The organism is Klebsiella sp. C349492 (assembly GCF_042055345.1).
GTDB classification, from domain to species: domain Bacteria; phylum Pseudomonadota; class Gammaproteobacteria; order Enterobacterales; family Enterobacteriaceae; genus Klebsiella; species Klebsiella scottii.
In genome coordinates, this window is sequence record NZ_JANQCE010000002.1 from 673,285 (window position 1) to 693,850 (window position 20,566).

At 58.4% G+C, this 20,566-nt stretch carries 20 protein-coding genes and 1 riboswitch; of the genes, 8 read left to right on the forward strand and 12 right to left on the reverse strand.

What is annotated here, in order from left to right:
• The first annotated feature begins 475 nt into the window (after positions 1–475).
• Positions 476–2,491 (forward strand): excinuclease ABC subunit UvrB, encoded by a 2,016-nt coding sequence (gene uvrB / locus NWP14_RS10860; protein WP_095095262.1) that lies wholly within the window; start codon positions 476–478, stop codon positions 2,489–2,491.
• 268 nt (positions 2,492–2,759) lie between these two features.
• Here uvrB and pmrB read toward each other — a convergent pair whose 3' ends face one another.
• From pmrB to yvcK, 4 genes are all read right to left on the reverse strand, one after another.
• On the reverse strand, positions 2,760–3,857 hold the full coding sequence (gene pmrB, locus NWP14_RS10865) for a two-component system sensor histidine kinase PmrB (RefSeq protein WP_375215308.1): 1,098 nt from the start codon (positions 3,855–3,857) through the stop codon (positions 2,760–2,762).
• 2 nt (positions 3,858–3,859) lie between these two features.
• Positions 3,860–4,534, reverse strand: a complete 675-nt coding sequence (gene pmrA / locus NWP14_RS10870; protein ID WP_375215309.1) for a two-component system response regulator PmrA — start codon at positions 4,532–4,534, stop codon at positions 3,860–3,862.
• Positions 4,531–6,177, reverse strand: coding sequence for a phosphoethanolamine transferase EptA (gene eptA, locus NWP14_RS10875; protein WP_331835732.1), 1,647 nt, complete (start codon positions 6,175–6,177; stop codon positions 4,531–4,533). Before eptA ends, pmrA begins: the two co-directional genes overlap by 4 nt.
• A gap of 112 nt (positions 6,178–6,289) precedes the next feature.
• A complete protein-coding gene (yvcK, locus tag NWP14_RS10880) occupies positions 6,290–7,195 on the reverse strand; it encodes a uridine diphosphate-N-acetylglucosamine-binding protein YvcK (RefSeq protein WP_095095277.1) in 906 nt (301 codons plus the stop codon).
• 209 nt (positions 7,196–7,404) lie between these two features.
• Positions 7,405–7,543, forward strand: a riboswitch (molybdenum cofactor riboswitch).
• Here yvcK and moaA point away from each other — a divergent pair.
• The 6 genes from moaA to NWP14_RS10910 all read left to right on the forward strand — a co-directional run bounded on the left by moaA (position 7,531) and on the right by NWP14_RS10910 (position 10,991).
• Positions 7,531–8,520: a GTP 3',8-cyclase MoaA gene (gene moaA, locus NWP14_RS10885; RefSeq protein WP_375215310.1), complete on the forward strand. Its 990-nt coding sequence runs from the start codon at positions 7,531–7,533 to the stop codon at positions 8,518–8,520. Its footprint overlaps the riboswitch before it by 13 nt.
• A gap of 22 nt (positions 8,521–8,542) precedes the next feature.
• Positions 8,543–9,055, forward strand: coding sequence for a molybdenum cofactor biosynthesis protein B (gene moaB, locus NWP14_RS10890; RefSeq protein WP_095095286.1), 513 nt, complete (start codon positions 8,543–8,545; stop codon positions 9,053–9,055).
• Between the two features lie 3 nt (positions 9,056–9,058).
• Positions 9,059–9,547, forward strand: a complete 489-nt coding sequence (gene moaC, locus NWP14_RS10895; protein WP_095095289.1) for a cyclic pyranopterin monophosphate synthase MoaC — start codon at positions 9,059–9,061, stop codon at positions 9,545–9,547.
• Complete coding sequence (gene moaD / locus NWP14_RS10900; protein ID WP_095095292.1) at positions 9,540–9,788, forward strand: molybdopterin synthase sulfur carrier subunit; 249 nt, start codon at positions 9,540–9,542, stop codon at positions 9,786–9,788. The genes moaC and moaD overlap by 8 nt, the downstream gene beginning before the upstream one ends.
• 1 nt (position 9,789) lies before the next feature.
• Entirely contained in the window at positions 9,790–10,242 is a 453-nt protein-coding gene (moaE, locus tag NWP14_RS10905; RefSeq protein WP_095095294.1) for a molybdopterin synthase catalytic subunit MoaE, read from the forward strand.
• Between the two features lie 44 nt (positions 10,243–10,286).
• The gene (locus NWP14_RS10910) at positions 10,287–10,991 is read left to right on the forward strand and encodes a Bax inhibitor-1/YccA family protein (protein WP_095095297.1); all 705 of its coding nucleotides are present in this window, start codon (positions 10,287–10,289) and stop codon (positions 10,989–10,991) included.
• A 62-nt stretch (positions 10,992–11,053) separates the two neighbouring features.
• Here NWP14_RS10910 and NWP14_RS10915 read toward each other — a convergent pair whose 3' ends face one another.
• Genes NWP14_RS10915 through NWP14_RS10925 form a run of 3 tightly spaced genes read right to left on the reverse strand, consistent with a single transcriptional unit; the run spans position 11,054 to position 14,021 of the window.
• Complete coding sequence (locus NWP14_RS10915) at positions 11,054–12,019, reverse strand: lysylphosphatidylglycerol synthase domain-containing protein (RefSeq protein WP_331835730.1); 966 nt, start codon at positions 12,017–12,019, stop codon at positions 11,054–11,056.
• Positions 12,019–13,263: a cardiolipin synthase ClsB gene (clsB, locus tag NWP14_RS10920; RefSeq protein WP_095095304.1), complete on the reverse strand. Its 1,245-nt coding sequence runs from the start codon at positions 13,261–13,263 to the stop codon at positions 12,019–12,021. The genes NWP14_RS10915 and clsB overlap by 1 nt, the downstream gene beginning before the upstream one ends.
• A complete protein-coding gene (locus tag NWP14_RS10925) occupies positions 13,260–14,021 on the reverse strand; it encodes an endonuclease/exonuclease/phosphatase family protein (protein ID WP_331835729.1) in 762 nt (253 codons plus the stop codon). The genes clsB and NWP14_RS10925 overlap by 4 nt, the downstream gene beginning before the upstream one ends.
• Before the next feature lie 131 nt (positions 14,022–14,152).
• Here NWP14_RS10925 and NWP14_RS10930 point away from each other — a divergent pair, with 131 nt between their 5' ends.
• The gene (locus tag NWP14_RS10930) at positions 14,153–14,590 is read left to right on the forward strand and encodes a YbhQ family protein (RefSeq protein ID WP_095095307.1); all 438 of its coding nucleotides are present in this window, start codon (positions 14,153–14,155) and stop codon (positions 14,588–14,590) included.
• A gap of 65 nt (positions 14,591–14,655) precedes the next feature.
• Here the strand turns inward: NWP14_RS10930 and NWP14_RS10935 are convergent, their stop codons facing one another.
• The 5 genes from NWP14_RS10935 to cecR all read right to left on the reverse strand — a co-directional run bounded on the left by NWP14_RS10935 (position 14,656) and on the right by cecR (position 20,369).
• Positions 14,656–15,762, reverse strand: coding sequence for an ABC transporter permease (locus NWP14_RS10935; RefSeq protein ID WP_095095314.1), 1,107 nt, complete (start codon positions 15,760–15,762; stop codon positions 14,656–14,658).
• An 82-nt stretch (positions 15,763–15,844) separates the two neighbouring features.
• On the reverse strand, positions 15,845–16,966 hold the full coding sequence (locus NWP14_RS10940; RefSeq protein ID WP_375215415.1) for an ABC transporter permease: 1,122 nt from the start codon (positions 16,964–16,966) through the stop codon (positions 15,845–15,847).
• 1 nt (position 16,967) lies between these two features.
• Positions 16,968–18,707 (reverse strand): ATP-binding cassette domain-containing protein, encoded by a 1,740-nt coding sequence (locus tag NWP14_RS10945; protein ID WP_331835727.1) that lies wholly within the window; start codon positions 18,705–18,707, stop codon positions 16,968–16,970.
• Complete coding sequence (gene hlyD, locus NWP14_RS10950) at positions 18,700–19,695, reverse strand: secretion protein HlyD (RefSeq protein ID WP_375215311.1); 996 nt, start codon at positions 19,693–19,695, stop codon at positions 18,700–18,702. The genes NWP14_RS10945 and hlyD overlap by 8 nt, the downstream gene beginning before the upstream one ends.
• The gene (gene cecR / locus NWP14_RS10955) at positions 19,692–20,369 is read right to left on the reverse strand and encodes a transcriptional regulator CecR (RefSeq protein ID WP_375215312.1); all 678 of its coding nucleotides are present in this window, start codon (positions 20,367–20,369) and stop codon (positions 19,692–19,694) included. Before cecR ends, hlyD begins: the two co-directional genes overlap by 4 nt.
• Positions 20,370–20,566 lie beyond the last annotated feature (197 nt).

The following is a 20,566-nucleotide window of genomic DNA, read 5'->3' on the forward strand; positions in this document are numbered from 1 at the left end:
GCAATTTCTGCCGGGTGGCAGAGGTCATGGCCTGCAGCGAGTTATCCACTATTCCTGTGGATAACCTTGTGTATTAGAGTTAGAGAACTTGCGGTAAGCTAGAGATTACGCGGCCTGCGGCGGAATTGGCGCGAAACCCGTCTTTTATTAAATTCTATTTAATATCAATTGGTTGTATAAAATCAATGGCTGTAAGGAAAGTGTCACCTGCTGCCATAAAAGATTCACCACCTTGCTTGACAAATGTTAAATGACAAATTTTTCTGGGGATAACCTTACACAGTGGCGGATTATTCCACAAGGCGGCGTTTTTTTGCCCAAATGTGGCGGCATAGCGCAAGGTTTACAGGGCAAACAATAATACGATACTGGTTTTATATCCAGTATTATTTATTGGCAAAAGCCACGGCGACGGGTAGAATTAAACACCTGCCGTCTCGCGCCGGGCGCTTCATCCTCCTTCAGGGTCAGACATATGAGTAAAACGTTCACGCTGCATTCCGCTTTCCGTCCCTCTGGCGATCAGCCGGAAGCCATTCGCCGCCTCGAAGAGGGGCTGGAAGATGGCCTGGCGCACCAAACGCTGCTGGGGGTAACCGGGTCGGGTAAAACCTTCACCATCGCTAACGTCATTGCCGACCTGCAGCGCCCGACGATGGTCCTTGCGCCTAACAAGACGCTGGCGGCTCAGCTGTATGGCGAAATGAAGGAGTTTTTCCCGGAGAATGCCGTCGAGTACTTCGTCTCCTACTACGACTACTACCAGCCTGAAGCCTACGTGCCGAGTTCGGACACCTTCATCGAGAAGGATGCCTCGGTCAACGAACATATTGAGCAGATGCGTCTGTCGGCAACCAAGGCGCTGCTGGAGCGTCGTGACGTCATCGTGGTGGCCTCGGTCTCCGCCATTTATGGCCTGGGCGACCCTGACCTGTACCTGAAAATGATGCTGCATCTGACTACCGGCATGCTGATTGACCAGCGGGCCATTTTGCGTCGCCTCGCGGAGCTGCAGTACACCCGTAACGATCAGGCTTTTCAGCGCGGGACCTTCCGCGTGCGCGGTGAGGTCATTGACGTCTTCCCGGCGGAATCGGACGATATTGCCCTGCGTATTGAGCTGTTTGACGAAGAGGTTGAGCGCCTGTCGCTCTTTGACCCGCTTACCGGGCAGGTTGAATCGTCCATTCCGCGCTATACCATCTACCCGAAAACGCACTACGTTACTCCGCGCGAACGTATCGTTCAGGCGATGGAAGAGATAAAAGTCGAGCTGGCGGACAGACGTAAAGTGCTGCTGGAAAACAACAAGCTGCTGGAAGAGCAGCGCCTGAGCCAGCGTACCCAGTTTGACCTCGAAATGATGAACGAGCTGGGCTACTGCTCGGGCATTGAAAACTACTCGCGCTATCTTTCCGGGCGCGGGCCGGGCGAGCCGCCGCCGACGCTGTTCGACTATCTGCCGGCGGATGGCCTGCTGGTTATCGACGAATCCCACGTCACCATTCCGCAAATCGGCGGGATGTATCGTGGCGACCGGGCGCGTAAAGAGACGCTGGTGGAATATGGTTTCCGCCTGCCGTCGGCGCTGGATAACCGTCCGATGAAGTTTGAAGAGTTTGAGGCGCTGGCGCCGCAGACCATTTACGTTTCGGCCACGCCCGGCGCCTATGAGCTGGATAAATCCGGCGATGAGGTGGTCGATCAGGTTGTTCGTCCGACCGGTCTGCTTGACCCGGTTATCGAAGTGCGCCCGGTGGGAACCCAGGTCGACGATCTGCTTTCGGAGATTCGCCTGCGCGCCGCCATCAACGAACGCGTGCTGGTGACGACCCTGACCAAGCGGATGGCCGAAGACCTAACCGAGTACCTCGAAGAGCACGGCGAGCGCGTGCGCTACCTGCACTCGGATATCGATACCGTCGAACGTATGGAGATTATCCGCGACCTGCGCCTCGGCGAGTTTGATGTGCTGGTCGGGATCAACCTGCTGCGCGAAGGGCTGGATATGCCGGAGGTTTCGCTGGTGGCGATCCTTGATGCGGACAAAGAAGGGTTCCTGCGCTCCGAGCGTTCGCTGATCCAGACCATCGGCCGCGCGGCGCGTAACATCAACGGTAAGGCGATTCTCTACGGCGACAGGATCACCGCCTCGATGGCGAAGGCCATCGGTGAAACCGAGCGGCGCCGTGAGAAGCAGCAGCGCTATAACGAAGAGCACGGCATCACCCCGCAGGGCCTGAACAAGAAGGTGGTCGATATCCTGGCGCTGGGCAGCGGCCTGGCGAAGACCAAGGCCAAGGGGCGCGGCAAGTCGCGTTCACCGGTTGAAGCGGATACGCCAGTGCTGACGCCAAAAGCGCTGCAGCAGCGAATTCACGAGCTGGAAGGGCAGATGATGCAGCATGCGCAGAACCTGGAGTTCGAAGAGGCTGCCGAGATCCGCGACCAGCTGCATAAGCTGCGGGACCTGTTCATCGCCGCGTCGTAGGCCCGGCGCGCGTCACGCCTCTTGCTGCGGCCAGTTTAGGCCCGGACAGCGCGCAACAGCCGCAGCGTACGGGCGGCAGGTGACGATGCGCGCGCTTCCCGGATCAAAACGGCAAATAAAATAGCCCTGGGGCTGGATCTTAATATCCGCTTAATCTTGTTCAGGGACACTATCTTCATTCTAATGAGGATAGCGTCATGCAAAAACTACACTTTCGCGAATATCTGGCCATCACCTGCGCCTTTATTATCGTCGTCGCCTTCTTCCATCAGTGGGTGCTGACCTTCTGACGTGAAGGCCTGGGAAAGAGTACCCAGGCGCGAACGCCGGGACCCGGCTGGCGGTTATGCAAAAAAAACTGGGTATCGTGCAGCTGGGCGATACGGGTGACGATGCTTAATCCCAGGCCAATGCCGCCGTAGCGGCTGTCCATGCGGACAAAAGCTTTGCTCAGCTCGCCGCTTTTCGCCTCATCAATTCCCGGACCTTCATCTTCCACCGCCACGATCGGCGTTGGCCCCGCCTGAATCGAGACTCTGATCGTTGAGTCCGTGGGGCTATAGCGGTGCGCATTCTCCACCAGATTCCGCAGCACCACGCGCAGCAGCGTGGCGTCGCCGGAAACCATCACCTCCTCGTCCGGGCTGACGATCTCAAGCTTTTGCCGGCGCGGCGCCAGCATCGCCTCCAGCTCCTCCTCAAGCGGTTTTACAACATCCTCCATCAGCTGCACCTGCTGGTAGCTACCGGCGGAAAACGACTGACCCACGCGGGCCAGCTGCAGGAGCTGGGAGATGCTGTTGGTCATCTGGTCGAGGCGCTGAATAAGCGGATCGACGCCGACTCCGTGCACTTTGGCCAGCAGTTCGAGGTGCAGGCGCAGTCCGGCAAGCGGCGTGCGCAGCTCATGGGCCACATCGGCGGTAAACAGGCGTTCGCGGTCGAGCGTCAGGTTCAGGCGCGATACCAGCTGGTTCAGCGCGGTGGTTACGGCGGTCACTTCCGGCACCGACTCGCTGAGCTCGATGGGCTGGAGGTTATCCGGGGTGCGGTTCTCCAGCTCGCCCTGCAGGCGGGAGAGCGGGCGGGTTATCTTTTTCACCGCCAGCAGGCTGAGATACAGCGCGAGGCCGATAATCAGCAGGCTTGGGATCAGCAGGCTGGCGACCGCTTCCCGCACCTCGTGCTCAACGTGCTTCTGGTTGTTGTGTCCATCGATGGCGCTGGCCACCAGCAGCTGAATTTGCTCTTTGCTTTCATGCCATAGCCAGAACACGCTGATAATCTGGCAGACCACCAGAATCGTGCCGATGGTCAGCAGCAGGCGAAAGCGCATGGTCCATTTTTCGGTGGCTAATAGCGGCATCTTTATGACTCCGATTCGGTATTGTTCACCAGCATATAGCCGAAGCCCCTGACGGTGCGGATCCGCGCTTTACCGACCTTATCGCGCAGGTTGTGGATATGAACCTCCAGGGTATTGGTCGCCGGTTCGTTATCCCAGCTGTAGATATCGTTGTAGAGAATTTCCCGATGTACCGGACTGCCTGCCTTCATCATCAGGCGCGACAGCAGGGAGTACTCTTTCGGCGTCAGCTCCAGCGAATCCCCGCCAAGCCACACCTGCCGGCGGGTGATATTGAGGCGTAGGTTGCCTACCACCATTTCGCTATCGCCCTGGTTATTGTGGCGGCGGAGCAGCGCGCGGATGCGGGCGTTGAGCTCTTCCAGCGCAAAGGGCTTCACCAGATAGTCGTCGGCGCCGGTATCGAGACCGTCAATGCGGTCTTCGATGGTATCGCGGGCGGTGAGGATCAGCACCGGCTGGCTGAATTTCTCCCGCCGCATCCGTGCGAGGAAGTGCAGGCCGTCCTCATCCGGCAGCCCGAGGTCGAGGACCACCAGGCTGTAGTGGTTGCTGGCCAGAGATAGCGCGGCCTCATGAGCGCTGGATACGCCGTCGCAGGCGTATCCCTCGCTCTGCATAGCCAGAATTAATCCCTGTAACAGGAGCGCGTCGTCTTCAATGACTAAGATTTTCATCTGCCGGCCTCGCTTTGGCATGGCGTTAAAATATCATCTGTCGCCTGGTATTCACGGGTATTGACCCCGAACAGGCCGAGCAGGGTGGAGAACAAATTATCCTGCGAATAGGGCGCCGTTTTTGCTTTTTGCTGCAAGCATTCGCTGGAAATACCGTAGCGCCGCTGATAATCCTGCGACAGCCACATCAGCATCGGGACGTGCTTTTGCGTATCCGGCGCGATGGACCACGGCAGCCCGTGCAGATAAACGCCGTCTTCGCCCAGCGACTCGCCGTGGTCGGAAAGATATACCAGGCTGGTGGTAAATTTATCCTGCTTTGACTGCAGCAGCTTTATGGCCTTATCCACCACGTAATCGACATACAAAATGGTGTTGTCGTAGGTGTTGGTCAGCTGCTGCTGCGTGCAGCTCTGGATTTCATTGGTATCGCAGGTCGGGGTGAATTTTTTAAATTCAGCCGGGTAGCGATTGTAATACGTCGGGCCGTGGCTACCGATAGTGTGCAGAACGATAATGCCGTCCTGTTGCAGATTGTCGATGTAGCTTTCCAGATTATGGAACAAGACCTCATCGTAGCACTCGCCATCGATGCACTGACCCGTCAGCTTCAGGTCGGTGACGTTCTGATGCGGCACGCGATCGCAGGCGCCTTTACAGCCGCCGTCGTTGTCGTTCCACAGCACCTGAATACCGGCGCGCTGCAGAATATCCAGCACGCCTTCCTGGTGATGCGCCAGCTCTTCATCATAGTGCGCGCGAGGCATGTTGGAGAACATGCACGGAACGGAGACGGCCGTCGCGGTGCCGCAGGAGGTGGTATCGGGGAAATAGATAACGTTATCCTGCTGCAGGCGCGGGTTGGTTTCACGGGGGTAGCCGCCCAGGGAGAAATCTTCCGCCCGCGAGGTTTCGCCCAGCACCAGGATGGTCAGGTTTTTCCGCGGCCCGTCGCGCATTTGCGACTTCTGCAGCGCATCTTCGCCAATTTTGACCAGCGGCAGATTGTCCATCTTATTGTGCGCATACCAGGAGTTGATCGCCACGATGCTGTTTGACGGACTCAGCGACTTCACCAGCTCTTTATTGTTGCGGAACACCGAGGCGTAATCTTTATAAAACAGGGCGGCAATCAGCATGATAAGGATCGCCGAGAGCGCAACGTTCAGCAGCCGCACGGCGACGCCGCGCGCGAACGTTTTCGGCTTACGCACCTTGATCCACCAGGCCAGCGCCACCGCCAGCACGCCGGAAAGGCCGAGGGTCAGTACCATTCTGCCCGACAGCAGGGCGAAGCTTTCCGCCGGCGTGGTATCAAGAATATTGGTTATCATCGCCCGGTCGATAATGACGCCGAAGGTCCAGATAAAATACTGCGCTGAGGCGCTGAGCAGAATAAACAGGCTGATAACGACGCGGTCCAGCTTCAGGAAAGAGGCCAGGGTGGTGAGGATATTCATGACGCTGAAGGCGACCAGCGGCATGCTGAGAAACACCAGCCAGCTATGCAGGCTATTGACCGGCAGCAGGACGAAGACCTGGCGGTAGAAGGCGATATTGAGGCATAGCCCAACGTAGGCGGCAAAGAGAAGCAGGTAAGTCGTACGGCTCACTACCGGCCGACGCAATGGAAATAACGACATAGCAAAAATCCTGGTGAAAACATGCTCGCTATGCTGCCACTTCTATTTTAAGACAACCTTAAGATTTTAATGTGGGGAGCGGAGGCTCCCCACGGTATCAACCGGTGTGGAATTAGCCCGGTATCTGAATTGCCTTTTCCAGCGCGTTGCGCAGCAGCTGGCGATCGTGGCGATAGGGCACGTCGCTGGCGTCCAGCGGCGTCTGGATCACCATCCGCTTCTCAAGGCCGCGGGTATCGGCTTTCGGCCCAATGACCACGGCGTCAATCACCCGCTTGCCCACGTAATGCTCCATGATCGCGATGCGGTCTGCCAGCGTCAGGCTGGCGGCCGGGCTGTGCTCTTTGCCGAGGTTGTCGATAAAAACCATCGGCGCCGGCGTGCGGCGCAGCGCCTGCGCCATCTCGTCGAGCAGTAAAATAGGCAGCAGGCTGGTGTAAAAGCTGCCGGGCCCGATCAGGATCAGATCGGCTTCGGCGATCGCCGCAACCGCTTCGCGAGTGGCGGGAACCGGCGGGGTCAGCATCAGCTCACGCGGCACCCGGGGAAGCTGGTCGATATTGACTTCGCCATAAACTTCGTGACCTTCGTCGTCAATCGCCATCAAATCCACCGGTTGTTCAGACATCGGTATCAGTAACGCGTCAACTTTTAGCAGGTTTCTGATTAAATTAATCGCCTCTAAGGGCCTGACGCTGAGGTGGTCAAGGGCCTTTAACATCAGATTTCCGAGGTTATGTCCGGAAAGTTCGCCATTACCGGCAAAACGGTATTCAAACATGGCGGATGCTACGCTGGGTTCGGCGATCAGCTGGTTAATACAGTTGCGCATATCCCCCCAGGCAATGCCGCCTTCAGCACGGCGAATACGCCCCGTGGATCCGCCGTTATCGGTGGTGGTGACGATGCCGGTCAGGCGCGATCCGAGCGATGAGAGTGACGACATCACCCGGCCCAGACCATGCCCTCCGCCAAGTGCCACTACCCGATCGAGGTCGGCGAAAGTCCGATTGCGCATACAAATTCCTTATCTCAAATGAACGGGCTCACAGTAACCGATCTACCCCTAAAAGACGATGCCCGCATCCTGACAAACTGACCGACATCAATGCAAAATTGTGAATTTTGGCTATTCTGTAACGAAAATGCACGATCGTAGCGATATATACATAATTATATAGCGAAATCGAAAATGGCGAAATAGCCGTTTCCGCGCTACTATCGGCATAAACCAGTTAACACTCTAGCCTCTGTGCCTGTGTCGCAAGATATGGTGCTTTGGCCGTGACTGCTCAGCTAGTCACCAGGGCGTGGGAAGAAATGACCGCGTCTCCCGTATTTGGAAAGGTGTATATGGCTTCACAGCTTACCGATGCATTTGCGCGTAAGTTTTACTACTTGCGCCTGTCGATTACCGACGTGTGTAACTTCCGTTGCACCTACTGTCTCCCGGACGGCTACAAGCCCGGCGCGGTGACCAATAAAGGCTTTCTCAGCGTAGATGAAGTGCGTCGCGTGACGCGCGCGTTTTCCGCCCTCGGGACCGAAAAGGTTCGTCTGACCGGCGGTGAGCCCTCGCTACGCCGTGATTTCACCGACGTCATTGCCGCCGTACGTGAAAACAGCGCCATCCGGCAGATTGCGGTCACCACCAACGGCTATCGCCTGGCGCGGGACGTCGAGCGGTGGCGCGACGCCGGGCTGACGGCAATCAACGTCAGCGTGGACAGCCTCGACGCCCGCCAGTTTCACGCCATCACCGGGCAGGATAAATTTCAGCAGGTGATGGGCGGTATCGATGCCGCCTTCGCCGCCGGCTTTGAGAAAGTGAAGGTCAACACCGTGCTGATGCGCGATGTTAACCACCATCAGCTCGACACCTTCCTCGCGTGGATCCAACCGCGCCGCATCCAGCTGCGCTTTATTGAACTGATGGAAACCGGTGAGGGCAGCGACCTGTTCCGCCGGCATCATATCTCCGGCATGGTGCTGCGCGATGAGCTGCTCCGACGCGGCTGGATCCACCAGATTAGCCAGCGCAGCGACGGCCCGGCGCAGGTCTTCTGTCATCCGGACTATGCCGGAGAGATCGGCCTAATCATGCCCTATGAAAAAGATTTCTGCGCCACCTGCAACCGCCTGCGCGTCTCCTCCGTGGGCAAGCTGCATTTGTGCCTGTTCGGCGACGGCGGCGTAGATTTACGCGATCTGCTGGCCGAGGACTGTCAGCAGGCGGTGCTGGAAGCGCGCATCTCCGAAGCGTTAACCCATAAAAAACAAACCCATTTCCTGCATCAGGGCAACACCGGTATTACGCAAAACCTGTCGTATATTGGCGGATAATTGATTCTAAAGGAGCGAACAGATGAGTCAGGCCAGCGCTGAGTTTATCCCGACCCGTATTGCTATTCTCACCGTTTCCAGCCGCCGTGGTGAAGAGGATGATACCTCTGGCCACTGGCTGCGCGACGCGGCGCAGGAAGCGGGGCACGTGATTGTTGATAAGGCGATTGTTAAAGAGAACCGCTACGCCATTCGCGCCCGGGTGTCGGCGTGGATCGCCAGCGACGACGTTCAGGTGGTGCTCATTACCGGCGGGACCGGTTTTACCGAGGGCGATCAGGCCCCGGAAGCGCTGCTGCCGCTGTTTGACCGGGAAGTTGAAGGTTTTGGTGAGGTTTTCCGCATGCTCTCTTTTGAAGAGATCGGCACCTCGACGCTGCAGTCCCGCGCCGTTGCCGGCGTGGCCAACCGCACGCTAATTTTTGCGATGCCCGGCTCGACCAAAGCCTGCCGCACCGCGTGGGAAAATATCATTGCGCCCCAGCTCGATGCCCGCACCCGCCCGTGTAACTTTATCCCTCATTTGAAGAAATAATTTATGTCACAACTGACCCATATTAACGCCGCCGGCGAGGCGCACATGGTCGACGTCTCGGCGAAGGCCGAAACGGTTCGCGAGGCGCGCGCTGAAGTTTTTGTCGAGATGCAGGCGACCACGCTGGCGATGATTATCGACGGCAGCCATCACAAGGGCGATGTTTTCGCCACCGCCCGCATTGCCGGGATCCAGGCGGCGAAGCGGACCTGGGAGCTGATCCCGCTGTGCCATCCGCTGATGCTGAGCAAGGTGGAGGTTAACCTGCAGGCGCAGCCTGAACATAGCCGGGTGCGGATCGAATCCCTGTGCCGGCTGACCGGGAAAACCGGGGTTGAGATGGAGGCGCTGACCGCGGCCTCCGTGGCGGCGCTGACGATTTACGATATGTGCAAAGCCGTGCAGAAAGATATGGTGATTGGCCCGCTGCGCCTGCTGGCGAAGAGCGGCGGCAAATCCGGCGACTTTAAGGCGGACGAGGCTCATGATTAAGGTTCTGTTTTTTGCCCAGGTGCGCGAGCTGGTGGGTACCGATACGTTAACCCTCGAGGCGAGCGAAGCCTCGACGGTGGAAGCCGTTCGCCGCCAGCTTATCACCCGCGGTGACCGCTGGGCGCTGGCGCTGGAGGAGGGCAAGCTGCTGGCGGCGGTGAACCAGACGCTGACCGCCTTTGACCATCCGGTCACCGCCGGCGACGAAGTGGCGTTTTTTCCACCGGTCACCGGAGGCTAAGATGACGCAAACCCGCATTATCGTTAGCCCGGCGCGTTTTCGCGTTGGCGACGAATATCCGTGGCTTGCCGAGCGCGATGAGGACGGCGCCGTCGTCACCTTCACCGGCAAAGTGCGTAACCACAATCTCGGCGAGAGCGTTAAGGCGCTGACCCTCGAACACTACCCGGGCATGACCGAAAAATCGCTGGCGGAGATTGTCGACCTGGCGCGGGAACGCTGGCCGCTGGGGCGGGTCACGGTGATCCACCGCATCGGTGAAATGTGGCCTGGAGAAGAGATTGTGTTTGTCGGCGTCACCAGCGCGCACCGCAGCAGCGCCTTTGCCGCCGGTGAATTCATTATGGATTATCTGAAAACCCGCGCGCCGTTCTGGAAACGTGAGGCCACGCCGGAAGGCGATCGTTGGGTTGACGCGCGTGACAGCGATCGTCAGGCGGCAGAGCGCTGGTAGTATGATACGCTTAGAGGGTTAATTTCGTTAATCAGGAGATAGTCATGGACAGATTCCCCCGTTCCGATTCCATCGTCCAGGCGCGCAGCGGCCTGCAAACCTATATGGCCCAGGTGTACGGCTGGATGACGGTTGGGCTGCTGCTAACGGCGTTTATCGCCTGGTTCGCCGCCAACACTCCGGCGGTAATGATGTTTGTTTTTTCCAGCAAAATTACCTTCTTCGGGCTGATTATTGCCCAGCTGGCGCTGGTATTCGTGCTCTCCGGCATGGTTCAGCGTCTGAGCGCGGGCATGGCGACGACGCTATTTATGCTCTATTCGGCGCTGACGGGGCTAACGCTATCCAGCATTTTCATCGTCTACACCTATTCGTCGATTGCCAGCACCTTTGTGGTCAGCGGCGGGATGTTTGGCGCGATGAGCCTCTACGGCTATACCACTAAACGCGATCTCAGCGGTTTTGGTAATATGCTGTTTATGGCGCTGATTGGTATCGTTCTGGCCTCGTTGGTGAACTTCTGGCTGAAGAGCGAGGCGCTGATGTGGGCGGTGACCTATATCGGGGTCATTGTGTTCGTGGGCCTCACCGCCTATGACACCCAGAAGCTGAAAAATATCGGCGAACAGATCGACACCCGCGATACCTCGACGCTGCGCAAATACTCGATCCTCGGCGCGCTGACGCTGTATCTGGACTTTATCAACCTGTTCCTGATGCTGCTGCGTATTTTCGGCAACCGCCGTTAAGATCTAAAAACCCCGGCAGGCCTTACGCCGCCGGGGTTTTCTTGTTCTCTCTTCTTCTCTCTTCATCCGCCCGCCAGCTTGCGCTGATTTTTCTCCCGCAGCTTTTTGGCCTGACTTTCCAGAATCAGATAGCCCATCGTGGCGATAGCCAGCGGCAGGAAGTAATAGAGCAGGCGGTACGCGAGCAGGGCGGCAATCACCGCTCCCCGGGAGATCGGCTCCGCTGAGAGCATCGCGATAAACACCGCCTCCAGCACGCCAATACCGGCGGGGATATGCACGACCACCCCGACGATGCTGCTCACCAGCAGCGCGCCGAGCACGAGGAAATAGCTGACTTCCTGACCCAGCAGCAGCCAGATAATAACCCCCATCACCAGCCAGTTAGCGCCGGAAAGCGCGGCCTGCAGCAGCGCGAATCGCCAGGAGGGAAGCACCAGCCGCTGCCCCTTCACTGTTAAATGGCGGCGTTTGGCGAACGCGCAGGCCCACAAATAGAGGGCCGAAACCAGCAGCATCGCGATGCCGATGATGCGCAGCGACTCCTGGCTGATATACCAGCGCGCGGGAAGCTGCACCAGATTGGCGCTGAAAATCACCCCGCCGAGCACCACGTAGCCGAGCCAGTTGGTGGTAATGCTCAGCGAAAAGATGCGGGTAATGGTTCCGCCGCGCAGGCCGAGGCGAGAGTAGAGGCGATAGCGCATCCCAATACCGCCGATCCAGGTGCTGAGGGTCAGGTTAAAGGCGTAGCAGATAAACGACACCAGCATGACCTGGCGTTTAGCCAGCCTGTGCCCGCAGTACGCGCGCCCGAGCAGATCGTAGCAGCCGTAAATCAGATAGCTGACGATGACCAGGCCAAACGCGCCGAGCAGCGCCACGCGGTTATAGCCGCGAATTACTTTCCATACCTCCGGCCAGTCTATTTTTTGCGCATAGACCACCAGCAGTCCGGCAACGGCGATAAAAAAGAGCCCGCTGAGGATACGTTTGACCAGCCGCCAGCGAGGATGAGATTTGGCCATCAGGATTTTACCTCCGGGCTGTCCGTCTGCGTCCGATCCTGAGTTTCCATTTCCGGCTGCGCCGGCGGTTTGACCTGCGCCATTTTCGGCGTATGGGCGGGCAGCCAGCCTACCCACGCCGGGAAGTGGCGCAGGAAGTGGAAGGCCAGTACGCTGCGGCCCAGATTCCACCAGCTGCGCCTGGGCAGCATGGATCGGTCTACCTGCCTGCAATCCTGCTGGATCAGCGTATTAAGATTATCCCGCAGGGTTTGGTTGAAATCCCGGTCATGAACGATCAGGTTGGCTTCGAGGTTTAATGACAGGCTGAGCGGGTCGAGGTTGCTGGAGCCGACGGTGGCCCAGTGGTCATCCGCGAGGGCAACTTTGCCGTGCAGCGGGCGGCGGTGATACTCAAAAATCTGCACGCCTCCCTTCACCAGATAGTTGTACAGCAGGCGAGCGCCAACCTTGACGATGGGTATATCGGGCTCGCCCTGCACGATAAGCTTCACCCGCACGCCGCGCCGGGCGGCGCTGCGCATCGCGTGCAGCAGCCGATAGCCGGGGAAGAAATAGGCGTTGGCGATAATCACCTCCCGACGCGCGTTGGCCAGCATTTTCAGGTAGTGACGCTCAATATCATCCCGATGATCGAAATTATCCCGCCAGACGAACAGCGCCTGCGCTTCTCCGGGATGCTGGTTAACCTCCGGCTGATGGCGACGTCGCCGCCAGTGACGGCGTCCGCTTTCGCTGGCGGGCAGGTTTTGCTGCACAAATTGCGCAATATCCAGCACCACCGGCCCCTCCACCTGCACGGCGTAGTCCTGCTTAGCCTCCGGGCCGTAGCTGGTCATATGCTCTGCGGAGTAGTTAATCCCGCCGACAAACGCGGTGGTTTCATCCACGACGACAATTTTACGGTGCATACGGCGAAACAGGTTGGTGCGCATCCCCAGCAGGCGCGGACGCGGGTCGTAGTAGCGAAAGATCACTCCCGCCGAGCTGAGCTCGTGAACGAAGCGATCGCTCAGATCAGGGGAGCCGTAGCCGTCGAGCAGCACCTCAACCTCGACGCCACGGCGCGCGGCTTTCAGCAGCACCGCATGGAGCTGCCAGCCCACGTCATCCTCGAACCAGATGAAGGTTTCAAGGGTAACCTTCCGCTGCGCGCGGTCGACGGCGCGAAACAGCGCCGGATAGTAGCTATCGCCGTTCTCCAGAAGCTGGATCCGGTTTCCATTTTGCCAGCTGCATTTCACAGATGAAGCTCCACGCTAAGCGGGGCGTGATCCGAAAGATGACGCCATTGCTGAAGATCCAGCGCCTGTGGCTGACCGGCGTGGACGTTTTTGACATAGATGCGGTCAAGGCGCAGCAGCGGAAAGCGCGCCGGGAACGTGCGTGCCGGGCGACCGCGGGCGCGGGTGAAGATCTCCTCCAGCCCGGCCAGCGCCTTGAGCGGACGGTTGGCCTGCTGGCGCCAGTCGTTAAAATCGCCCGCCACCACCACCGGCTCTCCCGCCGGCAGGCTGTTAACCCGCTCAGCCAGCATCGCCAGCTGAGCTCGCCGCTGGCCCGCGCTGAGCCCTAAATGGGCGCAAATCAGATGCAGATTGACGCCGCTTTCCGGCGCCACGATCCGACAGTAGAGCAGGCCGCGCTTTTCGCTCTTACCGACGGAGATATCGAGATTCTCATAATATTCAATGGGGAATCGGGAGAGCACGGCGTTGCCGTGATGTCCCTGCGGGTATACCGCGTTGCGCCCGTAGGCGTAATCGCTCCACATCGCATCGGCAAGAAACTCATAATGTGTGGTGTCCGGCCAGTTTTCGATATGCAGCGGGTGAATCTCATGCGCGCCCATGACCTCCTGGAGGCAAACAATGTCGGCGCCGATGCTGCGTACCGCGTCACGGAGTTCGGGCAGAATGAAGCGTCGGTTAAACGTCGTAAAGCCTTTATGAGTGTTAATTGTCAGCACGTTTACTGAGAATAAAGGGTTTTTCTCGGCCATATTTCTCCGGTTAACATCTCTTTCCTGAATGAAATAGTGTAGTAGCTGTCACAAAAAGATGCGGTGATACGGAATTTTCCGTAAAGTGCGGTACTCTGAGTTACAGATAAAGATCCTTCAGGAGAGAAGCCATGAAGTGGCAACAACGTGTACGCGTCGCAACTGGCCTCAGTTGCTGGCAGATTATGTTGCATCTACTGGTCGTGGCAGTACTGGTGATGGGTTGGATGGGCGGCGCGCTGGTTCGCGTCGGATTAGGGCTGTGCGTGCTGTACGGCGTTACGCTACTGTCGATGCTGTTTTTACAGCGTCACCACGAAGAGCGCTGGCGTGATGTCGGTGATTTCCTTGAGGAGCTCACCACCACCTGGTACTTTGGCGCCGCGGTTATCGTGCTGTGGCTGCTGTCACGAGTGCTGCACAATAACCTGCTGCTGGCGCTCGCCGGGCTGGTTATTCTGGCCGGTCCGGCGGTGGTATCGCTGCTGGCGAAAGATAAAAATCGCTACCCTAAAGCGTTCGGACTGCATCAGGGCGGCAGCGCCGCGAACCCGCCGAAGCATAGATAATAGCTATGTGGCCGGGGGCAAAGAAAGGCAAGCCAACGCCGAGGCAGCCTGAACGATGACGGGGATCAGGCGATCTTTCTGCGGAACATCGCATACGCCGCTGACCCCGTGGTGGCCGCTATGACCAGTAGCGGCCACAAACTTCCCCACACGATTTCCAGACTCGCGTCCTTCAAATAAATCTGCTTGGTAATATCGGTAAAATGACGAATAGGGTTTATCCACGTCACGTCCTGCAGCCATTGCGGCATGTTTTCTACCGGTGAAACGTAGCCGGAGAGCAGGATTGCCGGCATCATAAAGACAAATACGCCAATAAACGCCTGCTGCTGAGTCGAGCACAGAGATGAAATCAGCAGGCCAAATCCCACCAGCGAAAGCCCGTAAATCAGCATCGTAAAGTAGAACAGCAGCAGCGAGCCGGCGAAGGGGATCTGGTAGGCCCAGATCCCGACCCCCAGCACGATGCTGGCCTGCAGGGTGGCAACGATCAGCGCCGGTATCGCTTTGCCGACGAAAATTTGCCAGGTCGCCAGCGGCGAGACCAGCAGCTGATCGAGGGTGCCCTGTTCGCGCTCGCGGGCAACCGATAGCGAAGTGACGATCATCACGCCAATAGTGGTGATCATGGCGATCAGCGATGGCACCACGAACCACTTATAGTCGAGGTTGGAATTATACCAGTTGCGTACGACCAGCTCGCTGTTGTTGGGCTTCGCTTTCCCCTCCAGCAGCTCCTGCTGATACTCTTTGACTATTTGCTGCAGGTAGTTGGCGGCGATTTGCGCGCTGTTTGAGTTGCGGCCGTCCAGCAACAGCTGGAGCGGGGCGGTCTGATAGTTATCGAGGTTGCGCGAGAAATCCGCCGGGAAGCGGATCAGCAGCAGCGCCTTCTGTTCATCAATGGTGGGCTGGATCTCCTGCGGGTTTTTGAGGATCAGGATATGGGTGAACGCCCTGGCTCGGGCAAAACGCTGCGTCAGCTCAACCGCGTGCCTGCCATTATCTTCGTTATAGATAGCAATGGTGGCATTGGTCACCTCCAGCGTCGCGGCGAAGGGGAACAGCAGCACCTGAATCAGCACCGGCATAATCAAAATCGCCCGCGTCTGCGGCTCGCGCAGCAGCGATTGTAGTTCTTTGCGAATCAACGTCCATAAGCGATGAAACATCTTCAGTTCTCTCTTTACGCTGCCCCGGATAGAGACCGCTGGGTGCCCCGCAACCGCCTCGCAGCAGGGAATGGCTAATGCCCTAATCTAAGCGCCGTTTGGTTTTCAGCCACGTCAGGCCGATAAACATCGCCGCCGAGACGATCAGAAACATCACGTTTACCAGCAGCACCACCGGAATATTGCCCGCCAGGAACAGGCTTTGCAGGGTGCTGACAAAATAGCGCGCCGGGATGACGTAGGTCACCGCGCGGATGATCGCGGGCATGCTGTCTATCTGGAAAATAAATCCGGACAGCATAATCGATGGTAGAAAGGCGGCGTTGAGCGCCACCTGGGCGGCGTTAAACTGGTTGCGGGTAATGGTCGAAATGAGCAGCCCCATCCCCAGGGTGCTGAGCAAAAACAGGCTGGTGATGAAAAACAGAATTAACAGCGAGCCGCGGTAGGGCACATTGAGAATAAACACCGCCACCAGCATGCACAGCAGCATCGCCAGCATGCCGAGAAAATAGTAGGGGATCAGCTTACACAGCAGCAGTTCGACGCGGGTAATTTCGGTGGAGAGCAGCGCCTCCATAGTGCCTCGCTCCCACTCGCGGGCGATAACCAGCGAGGTGAGAATCGCCCCAATCACCGTCATAATGATGGTGATCGCGCCGGGAATAATAAAATGCTGGCTGATCGCCGCCGGGTTAAACCAGTAGCGGGTTTGCACATCGATCAGCGGTTCAAAGGTTTCACCGCGATCCTCCGCCCGCTGCTGCTGCCAGATCTGCCAGATACCTTCGATATAGCCCTGGGCGAAGTTGGCGGTATTGGGCTCGCTGCCGTCGGTGATTAGCTGAATGGGGGCATCGTCGCCGGGGCGAGCCATCTTCTGGTCAAAATCCACCGGAATGGTCACCAGCGCGCGGATCCGCCCGGCCTGCATGAGCTGAATCAGCTGCTGGCGGTTATCGCTGATGGTGGCGTCGATATAGCGCGAGCCGGTCATGGTATGGACGAAATCCAGCGCCTCATCGCTCTGCTGCTCCAGCAGCACGCCGACCCGCAGCCTGCTGGAGTCGAGGTTGATGCCGTAGCCAAAGATAAACAGCAGCATCAGCGGGATCACCACCGCAATCAGCCAGCTGCTGGGATCGCGCACGATCTGCCGCGTCTCTTTGACGCACAGGGCGCGCACGCGCCGCCATGACAGCATTTTAGCGCTCACTGCTATTCTCCTTATCCCAGTCGTGAATCAGGGTGATAAACGCCTGCTCCATAGTGGGATCCGGCTGCTCATCGTTGGCCGCCAGCGCTTTTAGCGCATCCGGCGTGCCGCTGGCGATAAGCTTGCCGCGATAGACCAGCCCGATCCGGTCGCAGTATTCGGCCTCGTCCATAAAGTGGGTGGTGACCATCACCGTCACCCCTTTATCCACCATGCTATTGATATGCAGCCAGAATTCGCGGCGGGTAAGGGGGTCGACGCCGGAGGTGGGCTCATCGAGAAACAGGATATCCGGTTCGTGCATCAGCGAGCAGGCCAGGGCCAGCCGCTGCTTGTAGCCCAGCGGCAGCTCGTCGGCGGCGTGGTTGGCGATCTCCTTCAGGCCGAAGGCTTCGCTCATGCGCTCGATTTTTTCGTTCTGTACCCGGCCGCGCAGGCCGTAAACGCCGGAGAAGAAGCGCAGATTTTGCTCCACGCTCAGGTTGCCGTACAGCGAGAACTTCTGCGCCATATAGCCGAGATGCTGGCGCGCCTTGCCGGAGCTGAGCTTCAGATCCATGCCCAGCACCAGCGCTTTACCGGAGGTTGGCACCAGCAGGCCGCACATCATTTTAAAGGTGGTCGATTTGCCCGCGCCGTTAGGGCCGAGGAGGCCGAAAATTTCCCCGCGCTTAACCTTGAAATCAACGTGGTCGGTGGCGGCGAAATCGCCGAATTTTTTGGTTAAGGTTTGCGCTTCGATCACCGTTTCATCATGGGAGCCTTCAACGCTGTGAATAATCGCCCCCAGCGGCGATTCCGCGGTGCCGGCGCCGCCCAGCAGGTCGATAAACGCATCCTCAAAGCGCGGCGCGGTTTCGGCGATCTCCAGCGGTGGCAGGCTGGCGTGATTGCGCACCTCATCAATGCTGGACTCCTTCTTGAGGATCAGACGCACCGATTTGCCCTGAATCACGCCGTCGCTGATTTGCGGCAGCTTCAACGCCCGCTGCAGGAGGCGGCGGTTGTTCTCTTCGCGGCTGGAGACCAAAAAGCTGCGTCCGGCCATCGTTTGGGTCAGGGAACGGGGTTCTCCCTGATACAGCAGCTGGCCTTCGTTCATCAGCAGCACCTCGCGGCACTGCTCCGCTTCATCAAGGTACGATGTGCTCCAGAGGATCAGCATTCCGTCCCCCGCCAGCTCGTGGACCATTTGCCACAGCTCGCGGCGCGAGATGGGATCAACGCCGACGCCCGGTTCGTCGAGCAGCAGCACCTTCGGCTCGCCCACTAACGTACAGGCCAGCCCCAGCTTCTGCTTCATCCCGCCGGAGAGCTTTCCGGCCAGCCGGTCGGTGAAAGGGCCGAGGGAGGTAAACTCGAGCAGGCGGTCGAAAATTTTTTGCCGCGTTTCGCCGGTCACGCTGCGCAGATCGGCATACAGCGTCAGATTCTCCATGACCGTCAGGTCTTCATACAGGCCGAACTTTTGCGGCATATAGCCGAGCACCGCGTGCAGGGCGCTATCGTCGGCAATCGGATCAAAGCCGATCACCCTGGCGCTGCCGCTATCCGCTTTGAGCAGCCCGGCAAGCATGCGCATCAGGGTGGTTTTCCCCGCGCCGTCGGGGCCTACCAGCCCGGTAACGTAGCCGGAGCGAACGGTGCAGCTGATCGGGGCGACGGCGGGCCGCGTCATGCCGGCGAAGCTGCGGGTCAGCCCGTCAAGCGTGATGAGGTCCTCACTCATGTCCGTTTCCGCTGCTGAAGGCGACGGTTACCGGCATCCCCTGGCGCAGCGCGTCGTCGGCATCGGTTACCACGATACGCAGGCGGTAGACCAGGTCGGTTCGCAGGTCCGGCGTTTCTACGGTCTTCGGCGTAAATTCAGCCGTGGGCGAGACGAAGCCAATCCTGCCGCGATAGGGCTGATTGGGACGGCTATCGGTATACAGCAGCACTTCGCGTCCGGGCTGCGCGTTGCCGAGGTTTTTTTCATCAATGTAGGCGCGAACCCACACCGGGCGGGTTAACGACAGCGTCATTACGGTAGCTCCGGCGCTGAGCATGCTGCCCGGCTCAACGGCGCGGGTCATCAGCGTGCCGTCGGAAGGCGCGGCCAGCGTGGTATCGTGCAGATCGAGCTTCGCCTGCGCTAAGGCGGCCTGCGCCTGTTCAAGGTTGGCTTTGGCCTGGGCGATCTCCTGCGGACGGTTACCCGCGCGATACTGGCGCAGCTTATCCTGCGCCGATTTCAGCGTAGCCTGGGCCTGGTCGCGGGCGGATCGCGCGTTGTCGAGATCGTTGACGGATATGGCGCTGCTTTTGCGCAGCCCCAGCTGGCGCTGGTAGAAGTTCTGCGCGTATTCATAGGCGGCCTGCGCCTGGTTGACCGCCGCCGCGGCCTGGGCAATCTCTTCCGCCCGGTAGCCGGCCATCATCAGGTCATACTGCGCCTGCGCGGTTGAGACGTTGGCCTGCGCCTGCTGCAGCGCGTTTTCGTAAGGGGCGCGGTCGAGCTGGCCCAGCGTTTGCCCGGCCTTGATAGCATCGCCCTCATCCACGCTTAGCGAGGCCAGCCGCCCGCCGACGCGAAAGCTCATATTTACGGTACGAATATCGACGTTGCCATATAGGGTCAGCCCCTTCGGCTGGCTGCTTTGATACCACCACCAGCCGCCGCCTGTAGCAACGATCAGCAGCAGCACCACCAGGACGACGATGACCGGTTTTTTCATGATCCCAAACTCCTTTGCGATAACCCTTGCAGGACGAAATCGATATGGCAGGTAATAACCTGATAAATTTGCTCGGTTTTTTCGGTATCAAACTGCGCCCATCCGGTGCGCAGCAAAATGGTCTCTCGCCCGAGGCGAAAGGCGAGGATCTCCCCCAGCAGCGCGTGGGTATGCAGGACCATCCGCGTGTCGTCCGCCTCAAGCCCGGTAAAGGCGGCGATTAAGCGCGTCAGGTAGCAGTGCAGCGGAGCGATAACCTGGTCATGGATTAACTGGTACGCCGGGGTAGGCGACAGTTGCTCCCGGGAGATAAATTTGCTCAGGTTTACCGTGTCATCCTGGGTCAGCAGCAGGATCATATTGCGGCAGGCGCGCAGGATCAGCGTCCGCAGGGCCTCTTTATCCGGGAGCGGTTCGGCAAGCAGCATCTCCGCCGCTTCGGCGTGAGGGCGGAAATTATGGCCAATAAAATCGGCTATCCACTGCGCGCAGGCGAGATAGAGATCGTCTTTTGAGCCGAAGTAGTAGGGGATAGCGGCGATGTTTTGCCCGGCCAGGGCGGCAATATCGCGGGTGGTGGCATGCAGGCCATATTCGCCAAACTGGGCGATAGCCGCGGTAATCAACTGGCTTTTTGCCTGTTCGCCTTTGCTGGTTGCGGGAGTGGTATTCATCGCACCTGAAAAAATTAATCAATCGATTGATTAAGAATATGACCAATTCGCGGAACTGTCCAGAATAGTGAATACTCTATTTATCGTCGAAGAGAGTATCTTGATTTCGCAGAAAAACCCCGAGGGGATATTTTATGCGATACGTCACAAAACCTGCTAGACTGCGCCCCTTCATGGCATTGTGGTTTTTGCCATCT

What these genes read in the sequence shown, in the direction of transcription:
- uvrB (WP_095095262.1), top strand. Translation starts at nt 476, where the DNA reads ATGAGTAAAACGTTCACGCTGCATTCCGCTTTCCGTCCCTCTGGCGAT.
- pmrB (WP_375215308.1), bottom strand. Translation starts at nt 3,857, where the DNA reads ATGCCGCTATTAGCCACCGAAAAATGGACCATGCGCTTTCGCCTGCTG.
- pmrA (WP_375215309.1), bottom strand. Translation starts at nt 4,534, where the DNA reads ATGAAAATCTTAGTCATTGAAGACGACGCGCTCCTGTTACAGGGATTA.
- eptA (WP_331835732.1), bottom strand. Translation starts at nt 6,177, where the DNA reads ATGTCGTTATTTCCATTGCGTCGGCCGGTAGTGAGCCGTACGACTTAC.
- yvcK (WP_095095277.1), bottom strand. Translation starts at nt 7,195, where the DNA reads ATGCGCAATCGGACTTTCGCCGACCTCGATCGGGTAGTGGCACTTGGC.
- moaA (WP_375215310.1), top strand. Translation starts at nt 7,531, where the DNA reads ATGGCTTCACAGCTTACCGATGCATTTGCGCGTAAGTTTTACTACTTG.
- moaB (WP_095095286.1), top strand. Translation starts at nt 8,543, where the DNA reads ATGAGTCAGGCCAGCGCTGAGTTTATCCCGACCCGTATTGCTATTCTC.
- moaC (WP_095095289.1), top strand. Translation starts at nt 9,059, where the DNA reads ATGTCACAACTGACCCATATTAACGCCGCCGGCGAGGCGCACATGGTC.
- moaD (WP_095095292.1), top strand. Translation starts at nt 9,540, where the DNA reads ATGATTAAGGTTCTGTTTTTTGCCCAGGTGCGCGAGCTGGTGGGTACC.
- moaE (WP_095095294.1), top strand. Translation starts at nt 9,790, where the DNA reads ATGACGCAAACCCGCATTATCGTTAGCCCGGCGCGTTTTCGCGTTGGC.
- NWP14_RS10910 (WP_095095297.1), top strand. Translation starts at nt 10,287, where the DNA reads ATGGACAGATTCCCCCGTTCCGATTCCATCGTCCAGGCGCGCAGCGGC.
- NWP14_RS10915 (WP_331835730.1), bottom strand. Translation starts at nt 12,019, where the DNA reads ATGGCCAAATCTCATCCTCGCTGGCGGCTGGTCAAACGTATCCTCAGC.
- NWP14_RS10925 (WP_331835729.1), bottom strand. Translation starts at nt 14,021, where the DNA reads ATGGCCGAGAAAAACCCTTTATTCTCAGTAAACGTGCTGACAATTAAC.
- NWP14_RS10930 (WP_095095307.1), top strand. Translation starts at nt 14,153, where the DNA reads ATGAAGTGGCAACAACGTGTACGCGTCGCAACTGGCCTCAGTTGCTGG.
- NWP14_RS10935 (WP_095095314.1), bottom strand. Translation starts at nt 15,762, where the DNA reads ATGTTTCATCGCTTATGGACGTTGATTCGCAAAGAACTACAATCGCTG.
- NWP14_RS10940 (WP_375215415.1), bottom strand. Translation starts at nt 16,966, where the DNA reads ATGCTGTCATGGCGGCGCGTGCGCGCCCTGTGCGTCAAAGAGACGCGG.
- NWP14_RS10945 (WP_331835727.1), bottom strand. Translation starts at nt 18,707, where the DNA reads ATGAGTGAGGACCTCATCACGCTTGACGGGCTGACCCGCAGCTTCGCC.
- hlyD (WP_375215311.1), bottom strand. Translation starts at nt 19,695, where the DNA reads ATGAAAAAACCGGTCATCGTCGTCCTGGTGGTGCTGCTGCTGATCGTT.
- cecR (WP_375215312.1), bottom strand. Translation starts at nt 20,369, where the DNA reads ATGAATACCACTCCCGCAACCAGCAAAGGCGAACAGGCAAAAAGCCAG.